Raw genomic sequence first — 14,487 nt, forward strand, 5'->3', positions numbered from 1 at the left:
CGCCACTACACTGCTGACAACATTCGCGTCGGGCCCACAGCGTCGTGCGTCTTCCACGCGGCACAAGCGACACCGAGATGGACCAGGCACGTCCCCGCACCGAACGACGCGGGGACGCACCCGGCCCGTCCCGGTGCCGCTCCCCCCTCCACCGCCTGCGGCCGTCGGGACGGCCGTCCGCACTGGACCTGTGAGGACTCACGTGAGCACTGCTGCCAACGGCAAACCCGTCGTACTCATCGCCGAAGAGCTGTCGCCCGCGACGGTCGACGCGCTGGGCCCGGACTTCGAGATCCGCCAGTGCAACGGCGCGGACCGGGCGGCGCTGCTGCCCGCCATCGCCGACGTCGACGCGATCCTGATCCGCTCGGCCACCAAGGTCGACGCCGAGGCGATCGCCGCCGCGAAGAAGCTGAAGGTCGTCGCACGAGCCGGCGTCGGCCTCGACAACGTCGACGTGTCCGCCGCCACCAAGGCAGGCGTGATGGTCGTCAACGCGCCGACCTCGAACATCGTGACCGCCGCCGAGCTCGCCTGCGGCCTGCTCATCGCCACCGCGCGCAACATCCCGCAGGGCTCGCAGGCCCTCAAGGCCGGCGAGTGGAAGCGCAGCAAGTACACGGGCGTCGAGCTCGCCGAGAAGACGCTGGGTGTCGTGGGCCTGGGCCGCATCGGCGCCCTCGTCGCGCAGCGCATGTCCGCCTTCGGTATGAAGGTCGTCGCGTACGACCCGTACGTGCAGCCCGCGCGCGCCGCGCAGATGGGCGTGAAGGTCCTCTCCCTCGACGAGCTGCTCGAGGTCTCCGACTTCATCACCGTGCACCTCCCGAAGACCCCCGAGACGCTTGGCCTGATCGGCGACGAGGCGCTGCACAAGGTCAAGCCGAACGTGCGGATCGTCAACGCCGCGCGCGGCGGCATCGTCGACGAGGAAGCGTTGTACTCGGCGATCAAGGAGGGCCGCGTCGCGGGCGCCGGCCTCGACGTGTACGCGAAGGAGCCCTGCACGGACTCCCCGCTGTTCCAGTTCGACCAGGTCGTCTGCACCCCGCACCTCGGCGCCTCCACGGACGAGGCGCAGGAGAAGGCCGGCGTCGCCGTCGCCAAGTCGGTGCGCCTCGCGCTCTCCGGCGAGCTCGTGCCGGACGCGGTGAACGTCCAGGGAGGCGTCATCGCCGAGGACGTCAAGCCGGGCCTGCCGCTCGCCGAGCGCCTCGGCCGGATCTTCACCGCGCTCGCCGGTGAGGTCGCGGTCCGCCTCGACGTCGAGGTGTACGGCGAGATCACCCAGCACGACGTGAAGGTGCTCGAACTCTCCGCGCTCAAGGGCGTCTTCGAGGACGTCGTCGACGAGACGGTGTCCTACGTCAACGCCCCGCTGTTCGCGCAGGAGCGTGGCGTCGAGGTCCGCCTCACGACGTCCTCCGAGTCGCACGAGCACCGCAACGTCGTCACGGTGCGCGGCACCCTCGGCGACGGCGAGGAGGTCTCGGTCTCCGGCACGCTCGCGGGCCCGAAGCACCTCCAGAAGATCGTCGCGGTCGGCGAGTACGACGTGGACCTGGCGCTCGCCGAGCACATGGTCGTCCTGCGCTACGAGGACCGTCCCGGCGTCGTCGGCACGGTCGGCCGTGTCCTCGGCGAGGCGGGCATCAACATCGGCGGCATGCAGGTCTCGCGCGCCGACGTCGGCGGCGAGGCCCTCGCGGTCCTGACCGTGGACGACACGGTGCCGCAGTCGGTCCTGACCGAGCTGGCCGCCGAGATCGGCGCGACCTCGGCGCGGTCCGTCAACCTCGACTGAGGTCTCTGCTTCGAGAGCACGAGTACGTATACGAGGGCCGGGTCACCCGCGGGTGACCCGGCCCTCGTATACGTACTCGTGCTCTCAGCCGGAGGTGTTGCTCTCCGGCTCGATCAGGCCCTCGCGGTAGGCGATGCCCACGGCCTCGGTGCGGCTCGCGGCGCCCAGCTTGGCGAGGATGTTCGAGACGTGGACGCTCGCGGTCTTGCCGGTGATGAACAGCTCCTCGCCGATCTGGCGGTTGGTACGCCCCCGGCCCAGCAGCCGCAGCACGTCGCTCTCCCGGGCGGTCAGCGCGGCGATACGGTCCCCGGCGGCCGGGGCGTCGGCGAGCCGGCCCCGCCGGATCAGGGTGTCCAGCGCCTCGCGCAGCGGCTCGGCGCCGAGCCGGACGGCCGCGTCGTGGGCCGCGTACGCCTCCTCGGCGGCCTCCTCGCGGCGGTCGTCGGTGAGTAGGGCCTCGGCCAACCGCCTTCTGCAACGGGCCAGTTCGTACGGCTCGCCGTAGTCGAACGCCGTCACGGCCCGCTCCCAGGCCGCGACGTCGGGGCCGGTCTCGGCGCGCACCCGCTCGGCCTCGGCGCGGGCCAGCCAGGCCAGGCCCTCGGGGCCCTGCTCCGTACCGTCCTCGCCGTGCGCCGCCGTGTCGCGGGCCAGTTCCACCAGCTCGGTGGCGGTCTCCGCCCAGCGGTCCGCGCCCGCCGCGTCGCCGGAGAGCCGGGCCTCCTCCGCCGCGTCCGCGACGGCCGCGAGGGCCAGCGCGGCGAGCCGCACCACGGCGTCGGGCCGCGTGCCGCCCGAGACGTCGGTGAGTGAATCGACCGACGTGCGCATCTGTCGTACGCACTCCTCGGCGTCGCCGCGCAGCGCCGCCGCGTCGGTCAGCACGATCGCGGCGACGAGCGCCGCCATCCAGTCGAAGTGATGGTCGAGCAGCCCCCGGGCCGCGGTGACCGCCGCGTCGTACCCGCCGCGGGCCAGGGTCACGTACAGGGCGGGCGCGATCGCGAACCCGCCTGCGGGCGGCAGCAGTTCGGTGTCGGCGGCCGCCGCACGCGCGCACTCGTCCCAGCGGCCCAGCGTGTAGAGCAGCAAGGACTGCAAGTAGCGCAGCTCCAGGGCGTACGGCGAGGTGAGGAGCCCCGCGCGGCGGGCGATGGTGAGGCCCTCGGCGATCCAGGGCAGGCACGCGTCCAGGTCTCCGGACTCGTAACAGCCGATGGCGAGGTTGTAGAGCGCCCGCATCTCCACCGCGAGGTTTCCGGCGGAACCGGCCAGTTCACGGGCCCGGACCAGTCGATCCCGGCCCTGCGGGGTGCGCCGGGTGTGCACCTCGAGGCCGACCAGCGAGATGAGCAAGTCGGCCTGGGCGTCGGTCAGTTGAAGCCGCTCGGCGACGGCGAGCGCCTGCCGGGCGACGCGCTCGGCGTCCTCGCCCCGGCCCACGTGCCGCGCGGCCAGGACATGGGTCGCGGCGGCCCACACCCAGGTGCCCGACGGCGGCTCGGCCGGGATCAGCGACAGCGCCTCGCTGCTGTACGTGAACGCGGCCTCCAGGTGGTCGATCCGGATCAGGTTGCCCGCGAGGGTGTAGCGCACGCGCGCCGCGAGTTCCGAGTCGGCGTCGGATCCTGCGTGGGCGAGCGCGGAGCGGGTGAGCTGGACCGCGCGATGCGGGTCGCCCGCGCGGGCGGCGGCGGCCGAGGCGCGCAGGGTGAGGGTGGCCGCGTCGCCGGTCTCGGGACGGGCGGACACGTCCACCACGGCCAGGAGTTCGAGCGCGGTCTCCAGGTGCCGCAGCTCCTCGGCGGGTGCGCCGACGCGCTGGGCGTGGTCGGCGGCTTCGAGGGAGGCCGCGAGGGCGTCGGGCAGGTCGTGGCTCTCGCGCGAGTGGTGGGCGCGCTCCGCCGCGCTCTGCGGTGAACGGCCGTCCCCTGCAAGGAGTTTGGCGAACGTGCCGTGCAGCCGGACCCGTTCACCGGGCAGCAGATCCGCGTACACGGCCTCGCGGGTGAGGGCGTGCCGGAACGAGTACGTCGCGTCGTCGCCCGGCACGAGGAGCTGGCGTCCGACGGCCTCGCGCAGCGCCGACTCCAGTTCCTCCTCGGGCAGTTGTACGGCGGCCCGCAGCAGCTCGTGCCCGACCCGGCGGCCCGCGACGGCGGCCGTGCGCAGGACCTGCTGGGTGGTCTCGGTGAGCTGCTCGATCCGGATGAGCAGCAGGTCGGCCAGGCCGCTCGGCATGGCGGGGGAGTCGGCGCCCGCCTCGTCGCCGGGCAGCGCGGCGAGCAACTCCTCGGCGTAGAAGGCGTTTCCCTCGGCGCGGTCGACGATGCGGCGGACCGTGCTGTCGGGCACGGGGCCCGTACGGCGTGCGCGGACGAGCCGGGCCATGTCCGCGTCGGCCATTGGGCGCAGGTCGAGACGGTCGACGGCGGGCAGCCTGATCAGCTCGGCGAGCAGCGGCCGCAGGGGGTGGCGGCGGTGCAGGTCGTCCGCGCGGTACGAGGCGAACACCGCGAGGCGGCGGGGTTGCAGGACGCCCCGGCTGAGCAGGAAGCGGAGCAGGTCGCGGGAGGACTGGTCGGCCCAGTGCAGGTCCTCGACGACCAGGAGCAGCGGCGTCAGTTCGGCCAGGTCGGCGAGGAGTCCGGCGACGCCCTCGAAGAGCTGGAGGCGGCTGCCGGGGTCGGGCGCGGGACCGGCTCCCGATGCCGCGCCGATGAGCCGGTCCACCGCCGGGTACGCGGCGAAGGCGGGGGCGAGCCGGTCGTCGGCGGCCGCCGCGCCGAGGATCTCCGTGAACGGGAGGTACGGCAGGCCCACGTCCCCGAGGTCCACGCAGTGGCCGGTCAGGACGGTCAGGCCGGTGGCGGCGGCGTGCGCCGAGGCCTCCGTCAGCGCCCGGGTCTTGCCGACGCCGGCGTCCCCCGCCACCAGGACGGCGCGCGGTTCGCCGGCCGCGGCCCGCTCCAGGACGCCGGTGAGCCGGGCGAGTTCGTCCGCCCGGCCGATGAACGGCGTATCGAATGTCTGAGCCACGGGCCCATCCTGGCACGGCCCGGGCGGGGCTCTGGTGCGGTCCGTCTGGTCCGGCGGGCGGCCTATTGGAGCCGCCTGCCGGACCGGGGCGTCAGGCCGTCGCCTTCTCGCTGGGTGCCGCGTCGGGCGTCGCGTCCCCGTGGTTCGTGGCCGCGTCGTGCACGGTCACCTTGCGCAGGGTGGCCACCGAGAGGACCGCGGCGGCCAGGAGTACGACCGCCCCGGCGATCGCCGCGGCCTGCATGCCGTCGGTGAACGCCTGCCGTACGGCGGCCGTCAGGGCCGAGCCCGCCTCGCCCGGCAGTTGCCCGGCGACCGCGAGGGCGCCGCCCAGCGTTTCGTGGGCCGCGGCCGGGGCGTCCGCGGGGACGCCGTGGCGGTAGACGGCCGTGCCGATGGAACCGAGGACGGCCATGCCGAGGGCGCCGCCGAACTCGGCCCCTGTCTCCAACAGGGATGCGGCGGAGCCGGAGTTGGCGACCGGGACGGTGCCGAGAGCCAGGTCCATCATCTGCGACATCACGGTCACGATCCCGGACGCGAGGACACCCGCGCCGGCCAGGACCAGCCAGAGCGAGTCGGTGCCGGCCAGGGCCAGAAGCGCGTATCCGCAGGCGCCGACGGTGAATCCACCGGCGACGACATACGAGCGGTGCACGCCCTTCGCGACGAGCTGCGCCGAGACGGGGGCCGCCACACCGACCAGGACGGTGGGAACCAGCGACCACAGGGCGGCTGCCAGGGAACTCTTGCCGAGCACGGACTGGAGGTACTGCGTGGTGAAGTACGCCGAGCCCATCATGCCGAAGGAGGAGATGAGGTTCAGGACGACGCCGGGGGCGAATCCCCGGCCGCGAAACAGTGCGGGGGAGACCAGCGGCGACTTCGTGGTGCGCTGGCGGTGCACGAACAGCGCGGCGAACAGTAGCCCCACTGTGATCGAGACGACGTACCGCACGTTCCAGCCCTCGGACGGGATCTCCTTGATGCCGTAGATGACCGGCAGCACGGCCGCCATCGACAGCGGCACGCTGAGCAGGTCGAAGCGGCCGGGCACCGGGTTCCTGGACTCCGGCAGCAGGACCGGGCCGAGGACCAGGAGCAGCACCATCGCGGGCAGGTTGACCAGGAAGACCGAACCCCACCAGAAGCGCTCGACGAGTACGCCGCTCATCACCGAGCCGAGCGCGATACCGCCGGTCATGACGCCCGACCACATGCCGATCGCCTTCGCGCGCTGCCCGGCATCGGTGAACATCGTGCGGACGAGCCCCATGGTGGACGGCATCAGGGTCGCGCCGCCGACCCCGAGGAGAGCGCGGGCGGTGATCAGCGTCTCGGCGCTGTTCGCGTACGCGGCCAGGAGCGAGGCGGTGCCGAAGGCGGCGGCGCCGATGAGGAGCAGCTTGCGGCGCCCGATGCGGTCGCCGAGTGAGCCCATCGTCATCAGCAGGCCGGCGAGCACGAACGCGTAGATGTCGAAGATCCACAGCTGCTGGGTGCCGCTCGGCTCCAGGTCGGCGCTGATCTGGGGGATCGCGAAGTAGAGGACGGATACGTCCATCGAGACCAGGAGCAGCGGAAGCATCAGCACGCCGAGTGCGGTCCACTCGCGGCGCCCCGCACGGGGTGCGGCGGGTGGGGTGGTGCGCGTCGGGTTCGTCATGCCGGGAACTGTACGAGCGTCTTAAACGCTTGTCTAGTACGAGTGTTTAGTACATTCGTTTAAGACATGCGTCTGAATTCTGGATAGGGTGGGGCCATGGGACATCGTGAGGATCTGCTCGAAGGCGCGAAGCGCTGCCTGATGGAGAAGGGGTTCGCGCGCACGACGGCACGCGACATCGTCAAGGAGTCGGGGGCCAATCTGGCTTCCATCGGTTACCACTACGGGTCGAAGGACACGCTGCTCGCGCAGGCGTACGTGGCCCTGATCGAAGGGGCCTCGCTGGACTGGGGCGAGCCGAACGAACTGGCGGGCGCGCCGGGCTCGTTGGAGCGCTTTCGCGCCCTGATGGAGAACGTCATCGCCAGCCTCGGCAAGCCGGACTCCATGTGGCATCTGAGCATCGAGCTGCTGACACTGGGCGACAAGATGCCCGCCCTGCAGGAGTTCCTGGTGCGGGCCCAGGTGGAGGCCGGGCGCGGCTTCATCGGCATGATCATGGGGGAGGAGCCGCCGGCGGACGATCCGAAGGTGGCGACGCTCGGAGGGTTCCTGGCGGTGGTGTTCCTCGGGCTCGTCGCCCAGTACACCTTCGACCCGGAGACGACGCCGTCCGCCGAGCAACTCACGGAGGGGCTGCGGCAGTTGTTCGAGCTGTCACAGGCGTGACGCTTTCAGCCCCATGTGCAGGAGCAGCCGGTCCTCGCCCTCGTCCAGGTCGAGGCCGGTGAGCTGTTCCACCCGTGACAGGCGGTAGTACAGCGTCTGGCGGTGGATGCCGAGGGCCGCGGCCGTGCGGCCCGCCTGGCCCGCGCAGTCGAGGAACACCTCGGCGGTGCGCGCCAGTTGACGGTGGGCGGGGGAGAGCAGAGGCGCGACCGCCGGGTCGTGCGCGGCCTCCGCGGGCAGCGCGGTGAGCAGCCGGTACGGGCCGATCGACGACCACTGCGCGTCCGGGCCGAGCCGCGGGTCGGCCAGCGCCGCGCGCGCCGCGGCCGTCGCCTCCTGCCAGGCCGTGGCCAGTTCGGCGAGGTCGTCACGGGCGGCGCCGACACCCGCCGCGACCGGGGAACCCGCGCGGGCGCGCAACTTCGCCGCCGCCGTCAGCGCGGGCGCAAGCACGTCACGCGAACGCAGCCGCACCAGCAGGGCGAGGCACTGGCCCGTCACACCCCACGGCACCGTGCACAGCGCGTCCGCCGCCGGAATGGTGCGTACCGAAGGAGCGTCGTCGGGGTCCGCCGAGGGCCACGGCGCGATGCAGACCACCGTGTGAAGCCCCGACGCCCGGCTGCCGAGCGCCGTGCGCAGCGCCGCCACCGCCATGTCCCGCTGCCAGCCCCGCTCCGCCGTGAGCACGGAGTGGAACTCGCGGGTCAGGTCCGCGCCCGCCTGCGCCTCGTCGGCGAGCTGCGCGCCGATCCGGCCCGCCACCTCCATCGCCGCGTCGAGCTGCTCCGCCGTGGGACCCGGATCGTCGTCGAGCAGCCATACGTAGCCGAGGACGAAGCCGTGATGGCGTACGGGCAGGCAGACGCGGCCGCGGTAGACGCCGGCCTCCGGGGTGGCCGGGATCCGGACCGGTTCCTTGGCGCTCGCGATGCCGAAGCCCTCGAACCAGGAGCGGACCGCCGAGGTCGAACCGCGCGTCAGGATCGAGCGCGTGCGCACCGGGTCGAGCGCCGTCTCGTCGAAGTCGTCCGCGCTGACCTGCTGACCGAACGCGATCAGCCGGAAGTCACGATTCTCCAGCGTCGCGGGAGCGCCGAGCAGCGCCGAGATCTCGTCGACCAGTTCCTGGTAGTCGCCCTTCATCCCGCCATTCTCGCCCACCCCGCACCCCTCTTCATACAGATGTCTGAGGCGGCGGACACAGATGCGTGACAGCTGTCGATGGCACAGGATCAGAGGGATCCTTAGATTTCACGGTGGTTCCACGTGCTGTTCCCGCTTTGCGGTGGTTCGGCCCGTCCTCAACTCATGTCCCGTGGAGGTGCCCCGTGCTGGCTCCCTTGATCCTCGCCGCGTCGCGCAGCGACAAGATGCGCGCTTTTGTGTCGGCGGCGCCGGGCACCAAGCAGGTCGTCGACCGCTTCATCGCCGGTGAGTCGGTCGACCAGGTCGTGCCGATCATCGAGGATGCCGCCGCCAAGGGGCTCGAGGTCACGCTCGACGTCGTCGGTGAGGACATCACCACCGTCGAGCAGTCGCAGGCCGCGCGCGATGCCTACCTTGAGCTGGTTGAGCGCCTGAAGGACCTGGGCCTCGGCACGAAGGCCGAGATGTCCGTGAAGCTGTCGATGTTCGGCCAGGCGCTGGACGGCGGCCATGAGCTGGCCCTCGCCAACGTACGGCCCGTCGTCGAGGCCGCCGCGAAGATCGGCACCACCGTCACCCTTGACGCCGAGGACCACACCACCCTCGACTCGATGTTCGCCATCCACGAGGAGCTGCGGAAGGACTTCCCGCAGACCGGCTGCGTCATCCAGGCCTACCTGTTCCGCACCGAGGACGACGCCCGCCGCCTCGCCGCCGCCGGCAGCCGCGTGCGCATCGTGAAGGGCGCCTACAAGGAGCCCGCCGAGGTCGCGCACCAGGACAAGGCCGAGATCGACAAGGCGTACGTGCGGATCATGCGCATCCTCATGGAGGGCGCCGGGTACCCGATGATCGGCTCCCACGACCCGCGGCTCGTCGCCATCGCGCAGGAGCTCGCCCGGCAGGCCGGGCGCAAGCTGGACGAGTACGAGTTCCAGATGCTGTACGGGATCCGCAGCGACGAGCACCTGCGGCTCGCCGCCGAGGGACACCGGATGCGTGTCTACACCGCGTACGGCACCGACTGGTACGGATACTTCATGCGCCGCCTCGCGGAGAAGCCGGCCAACCTGCTCTTCTTCGCCCGCTCGGTCCTCACCAAGGGCTGACCCCTCCCACTTGCTCAACCGATAACTCCCCGACCCCCCGAAGGAGATACGGACCCATGACCCTCGACGCCGTGACCCAGGTCCCCGCCCCGGTCAATGAGCCGGTGCACGGCTACGCCCCCGGTTCCCCGGAGCGTGCCCGCCTGGAGACCAAGCTCAAGGAGCTGGCCGAGAACCCGATCGAGCTGCCCTGCACCATCGGCGGTGTACGTCGGATGGGTGGCGGCGAGCGCTTCGACGTCGTGCAGCCGCACCACCACAAGTCCGTCATCGGTACGTACGCCAACGCCACCGAGCAGGACGCCCAGGACGCGGTCGACGCCGCCCTGGCCGCGGCCCCGGCCTGGCGCGCGACGTCCTTCGACGACCGCGCCGCGATCATCCTGCGCGCCGCGGAGCTGCTGTCCACGAAGTGGCGCGAGACGCTGGCCGCCTCGACGATGCTCGGCCAGTCGAAGACCGCGCAGCAGGCCGAGATCGACACTCCCTGTGAGCTGATCGACTTCTGGCGCTTCAACGTCCACTACGCCCGCAACCTGCTCGCCGAGCAGCCGCCGGCGAACTCCACGGGCGTGTGGAACCGCATGGACCACCGCCCGCTGGAGGGCTTCGTCTACGCGATCACGCCGTTCAACTTCACGGCCATCGCGGGCAACCTCCCGACCGCGCCCGCCCTCATGGGCAACGTGGTGGTCTGGAAGCCGTCCCCGACGCAGACGCACGCGGCCGTCCTGCTGCTCCAGCTCCTGGAGGAGGCCGGTCTTCCGAAGGGCGTCATCAACCTGGTGACGGGTGACGGTCTGGCCGTCTCCGAGGTCGCGCTCAACCACCGTGACCTGGCCGGCATTCACTTCACCGGTTCGACCAAGACCTTCCAGCACCTGTGGAAGACGGTCGGCAACAACATCGAGAAGTACCGCACCTACCCGCGGCTCGTCGGCGAGACCGGCGGCAAGGACTTCGTCGTCGCCCACCCGAGCGCCGACCGCGCCGTCCTCAAGACGGCTCTGACCCGTGGCTCCTTCGAGTTCCAGGGCCAGAAGTGCTCGGCCTCCTCGCGTGCGTACATCCCCGCCTCCATCTGGAACTCCGGGTTCAAGGAGGAGTTCGCGGCCGAGGTCGACGGCATCAAGATGGGTGACGTCACCGACCTGTCGAACTTCATCGGCGCCGTCATCGACGAGCGTTCCTTCGCCAAGAACAAGGCGGCGATCGACCGCGCGAAGTCCGACGCGTCCTGCACGATCGTCGCCGGTGGCACGTACGACGACTCCGTCGGCTACTTCGTGCGGCCGACGGTCGTCGAGTGCTCGGACCCGGCCAGCGAGGTGTTCTCCACGGAGTACTTCGGCCCGTTCCTCGCGGTGCACGTGTACGAGGACGACCAGTACGACGCCATGCTGGAGCAGATGGAGTCGGCCTCGGACTACGCGCTGACCGGGTCGGTCATCGCGAACGACCGTGCAGCGGCGGCCCACACGATGGAGAAGCTCCGTTACGCGGCGGGCAACTTCTACATCAACGACAAGTCGACCGGTGCGGTCGTCGGGCAGCAGCCCTTTGGTGGCGGGCGCGCCTCCGGCACCTGTGACAAGGCGGGGGCCCCGCAGAACCTCCAGCGGTGGACGCTCACTCGCGCCATCAAGGAGACCTTGGTGTCGCCGACGGACTACGCGTACCCGCACATGGGCTGACCGCCTCTGCAGCGTGTCGCCGTCCCCCGGCCACGGGGCTCCGCCCCGGACCCCGCTGCTCAATCGCCGCAGGGGCTATAAATAGCCCTTGCGGCGATTGAGCAGACCCACCCGGCAGGGCCGCTCATAGCCCCTGCGGCGATTGAGCAGGCCCGTCCGGCAGGACTTTCGGGAAGGGGCGGGGTGGGGGAGGCAAGCGGTCCCGGTGTCGCTCAGGGCAGGGTGAGGACCGTCTTGCCCTGGGTGTGGCCCGAGGCACCCAGTTCGTGCGCCTTGGCCGCCTCCTCCAGGGGAAGCGTGGCCGAGACGTGCGGCCGCAGCCGCCCCGCGGCCAGCAACGCCGCCGCCTTCCGGAGCGTCGCCCCCGACGGCTGCACCGAGATGGGCGCGAACCGGACACCCCGGGTCTCGGCGTCCTCCTGACTGACCCCGGGATCCCAGAGCATCGCCGAGGCCAGGAGCCCACCGGGCCGCAGCGTGACCAGAGTGCGCGGCCCGTAGTCGCCACCGATCAGGTCCATGGCCACGTCCACGTCCCGCAGGGCATGGGCGAAATCCGTGGTCGTGTAGTCGATGGGCTCGTCCACACCCAGCTCCCGCAGGAAGTCGTGCTTGTCGGCGCGCGCCGTCCCGATCACGTACGCGCCCTCGGCCTTGGCGATCTGGACCGCCACGTGCCCGACGCCCCCGGCCGCCGCGTGCACCAGCACCCTGCGGCCGGGCCCGATCTGCCCCACGTCGACGAGCGCGAGCCACGAGGTGAGCGCCGCCGCGGGCACCGCCGCCGCGTGGACGTGGTCGACATTGCCCGGCTTCGGCGCCAGGTGCTCGGTCCGGATCACGACGTACTCGGCGTAGCCGCCACCCCGGATCATCGCGAACACCTCGTCGCCCGGCCGGAATTCGGTGACTTCCTGGCCCGCCGCCTCGACGACGCCCGACACGTCCCAGCCGAGCGTGAACGGCGGATCGCCGAGGAGCGGTGCGGCGCCGGAGCGCGCCATCCGGTCCACCGGGTTCACCCCCACGGCCCGGACCCGGACCAGTACCTCACCCGGCCCCGGCTCGGGCCGGTCCACCTCCACCACTTCGAGCACCTCGGGTCCGCCGAGCCGGCGCTGACTGATGACGCGCATGGTGGGACTCCTCCCCAGGGACCGGCCGGGCCACCGCGGCCCGGCCGGTAGGGGACCCATCGTGGTGCGTGGACGGCGGCCACGCCATGGCCCGGCCCGGCCACGCGACCGGACTCGGCCACCACTGTGAGCACTGTTGTCGATGGGGCTGGTGGGGCCCAAGACGCGGGTCCCGTCTCAGATAGTAGGAAGTCCGAGTAATTGTGGAGACAGAAGCAGAGACCTGTCCTAGCTTTGTAGAAGCCGAACGACTCGCCCGATCCGGCGAATGGCGGCAGCGAGCCGGAGCACCTGGCAGGCAACCCCTGCAGCTCCTGCTTCCCGCCCTTCCGGCACCTCGAAATCCCCTTGCGCACATGGCGCGCGAGGATTCCCACGGATTCTCAAGGAGTCGATCCCTCATGGCCACTGCGACGCCCGTCCGCCGCCGAGTCCGTCACGTCTCCCCGTCGAGCGAAGCCGACCGCCAGGCCGCCAGGACCGCGGCCGCCGCCCTCCAGCGCGCGCTGGACCGCAGGGACAACGGCGGCGAGACCGGTCACTGAGATCCGGGCCTGATAAAAAAGCCAGGCCCTACGCCCTTCTTCGTACCTCGAAGTGGTCGATGCGCTCGCCGCTCTCGGCCAGCGCCGACACCTTCATCCGGCCCCTCTCCACCTCCACCGCGAGGAACGAGAAGCCGGCGTACCGCACCCGGGACCATTCCACGGTGTCCGGGTCGGGCAGGCGTGACGTCGTCCAGTGGAAGGTGACGATCGACTCGCGATCGTGCACGTCGCCTTCGTAGCTGTCCGGCACGCCCGGCCCGAAGCCGTAGAGGTCCTTGCCGGCGCCGCCCGCGGTGACGTACACGATGCCGTCGCGCGTCGGATCGGTCGATGCGCCGACCGGCACCGGCTTGCCGACCTCCCCGTTCCCCGCGCCCTTGATCGCGTCCGTGCGCTCGTAGACGTGGTTGTGCCCGTTGATCACCAGGTCCACCTGGTGCTTGGCGAACAGTGGCACCCACGCGTCGCGCACCCCGCCGTCCGAGGCGTGCGTGGACGTCGAGTACGCGCAGTGGTGGAAGAAGACGACCACGAACTCGATGTCGTCCCGCGCCCGCAGCTCACCGAGCCGCTTGTCGAGCCAGGCGGTCTGCTTCCCGTCCAGGTAGCCCCTGTTGGCGGGGATCTCGTACGAGACGTCGTTCGCGTCGAGCGCGACCACGCCCACGCTCCCGTACGTGAAGGAGTAGACGCCGGGAGCCTTCGACGGGTCCGGGCCGTTCTCGGGAAGCGACCAGCGTGCGCTCTGTCCGCCGTAGCCGTTCGGGGAGTACCAGGCCTCCATGTCGTGGTTCCCGGTCGTCACCATCCACGGCACCGACTTGGCGACCGTCTCCGTCTGCGCGAGGAACTGATCCCACACCCGCGCGTCGTACGTGTCCGACTCCCTGCCCTGGCCGCTGCTGTCGGCGTAGCAGATGTCGCCCGCGTGCAGGTGGAAGGACGGGTTCTGCCCGAGAATCATCTGGTCGCCCGCGAGCGCGTCGTAGCTGACGCCCTGGTCGCCGAAGGCCGTGAAGACGAACGACTCCGGGGCGGCCGGCGCCGTACGGAAGGTGCCGAGTGTGCCGAGGCGCTCCGCGTCGGCCGGGTCGAAGCCGTCGTGGCCGACGCCGTAGTAGTACGTCGTGCCGGGCCTGAGGTGGTCGAGCGCGGCGTGCAGGTAGAGCTGCTCGACCTCGGGGAGCTTCTTCGACAGCGACGGGGTGTGCAGGGCGCGCACCTCCGCCGCGATCTTCCGGCTCAGCTCCCAGGGCTTCGATCCCACCCGCAGATAGGGGTCCTTGACCGCGAACGGCACCTGCCACGAGATCCGCATCTGCGTCTTCGGGTCGGCGCCGAAGGCGAGATGCCGGCCGAAGGGGGCGACGAGGGAGCCGTCGACGCGCACCGGGCCGCGCCGCGGGACGACGGTGGTGGCCGCCGTCGCCGTGCCGCCGCCGAGGAGGGCGACCCCGCCCACCGTCCCGGCGGCCCCCGCCAGCATCCGGCGCCTGCTGAACTTCGTACGGAGGTACTCGTGTTGTTCCGCCATGCTCATCCGCTGGGCGAGCCGCTCCGGGATGCCGACGTTCGGAGTGTCCATGGCAGGAGAACTTCCCAGCGACCGTCAACTCCCGCCAGACGTACGGGTGAACAAAGAGCGACAGGTGGACGGTCGTCCGGATCGT

At 71.4% G+C, this 14,487-nt stretch carries 10 protein-coding genes; 5 read left to right on the forward strand and 5 right to left on the reverse strand.

The genetic code is table 11. From position 1 onward, the window contains the following. Window positions 1–202 precede the first annotated feature (202 nt). Complete coding sequence (serA, locus tag ACWD2L_RS08990) at window positions 203–1,804, forward strand: phosphoglycerate dehydrogenase (RefSeq protein WP_351335452.1); 1,602 nt, start codon at window positions 203–205, stop codon at window positions 1,802–1,804. Window positions 1,805–1,888: 84 nt separating this feature from the next. Here serA and ACWD2L_RS08995 read toward each other — a convergent pair whose 3' ends face one another. Both ACWD2L_RS08995 and ACWD2L_RS09000 read right to left on the reverse strand, forming a co-directional pair. After that, complete coding sequence (locus ACWD2L_RS08995; protein WP_351345319.1) at window positions 1,889–4,846, reverse strand: ATP-binding protein; 2,958 nt, start codon at window positions 4,844–4,846, stop codon at window positions 1,889–1,891. A gap of 91 nt (window positions 4,847–4,937) precedes the next feature. After that, window positions 4,938–6,512 carry an MFS transporter gene (locus tag ACWD2L_RS09000; RefSeq protein ID WP_351345322.1) on the reverse strand — a complete coding sequence of 525 codons (1,575 nt, stop codon included), beginning with the start codon at window positions 6,510–6,512 and terminating at the stop codon, window positions 4,938–4,940. A 96-nt stretch (window positions 6,513–6,608) separates the two neighbouring features. Here ACWD2L_RS09000 and ACWD2L_RS09005 point away from each other — a divergent pair, with 96 nt between their 5' ends. Next, window positions 6,609–7,181 (forward strand): TetR/AcrR family transcriptional regulator, encoded by a 573-nt coding sequence (locus ACWD2L_RS09005; protein ID WP_351345325.1) that lies wholly within the window; start codon window positions 6,609–6,611, stop codon window positions 7,179–7,181. Here ACWD2L_RS09005 and ACWD2L_RS09010 read toward each other — a convergent pair. Next, a complete protein-coding gene (locus ACWD2L_RS09010) occupies window positions 7,170–8,327 on the reverse strand; it encodes a PucR family transcriptional regulator (protein WP_351345334.1) in 1,158 nt (385 codons plus the stop codon). The genes ACWD2L_RS09005 and ACWD2L_RS09010 overlap by 12 nt on opposite strands. A 185-nt stretch (window positions 8,328–8,512) precedes the next feature. On the opposite strand from ACWD2L_RS09010, the gene ACWD2L_RS09015 reads away from it, so the two are divergent. Beyond that, a complete protein-coding gene (locus ACWD2L_RS09015) occupies window positions 8,513–9,439 on the forward strand; it encodes a proline dehydrogenase family protein (RefSeq protein ID WP_351345328.1) in 927 nt (308 codons plus the stop codon). Between the two features lie 56 nt (window positions 9,440–9,495). Beyond that, complete coding sequence (gene pruA / locus ACWD2L_RS09020) at window positions 9,496–11,133, forward strand: L-glutamate gamma-semialdehyde dehydrogenase (protein WP_351345331.1); 1,638 nt, start codon at window positions 9,496–9,498, stop codon at window positions 11,131–11,133. Between the two features lie 212 nt (window positions 11,134–11,345). Here pruA and ACWD2L_RS09025 read toward each other — a convergent pair whose 3' ends face one another. Further along, window positions 11,346–12,269, reverse strand: coding sequence for an NADP-dependent oxidoreductase (locus ACWD2L_RS09025; RefSeq protein ID WP_351342711.1), 924 nt, complete (start codon window positions 12,267–12,269; stop codon window positions 11,346–11,348). A gap of 401 nt (window positions 12,270–12,670) precedes the next feature. On the opposite strand from ACWD2L_RS09025, the gene ACWD2L_RS09030 reads away from it, so the two are divergent. Continuing rightward, window positions 12,671–12,814, forward strand: coding sequence for a hypothetical protein (locus ACWD2L_RS09030; protein WP_266714423.1), 144 nt, complete (start codon window positions 12,671–12,673; stop codon window positions 12,812–12,814). Between the two features lie 28 nt (window positions 12,815–12,842). Here ACWD2L_RS09030 and ACWD2L_RS09035 read toward each other — a convergent pair whose 3' ends face one another. Then, a complete protein-coding gene (locus tag ACWD2L_RS09035) occupies window positions 12,843–14,402 on the reverse strand; it encodes a purple acid phosphatase family protein (protein WP_351342709.1) in 1,560 nt (519 codons plus the stop codon). Between the last annotated feature and the right edge of the window lie 85 nt (window positions 14,403–14,487).

The organism is Streptomyces sp. NPDC002754, assembly GCF_053592315.1.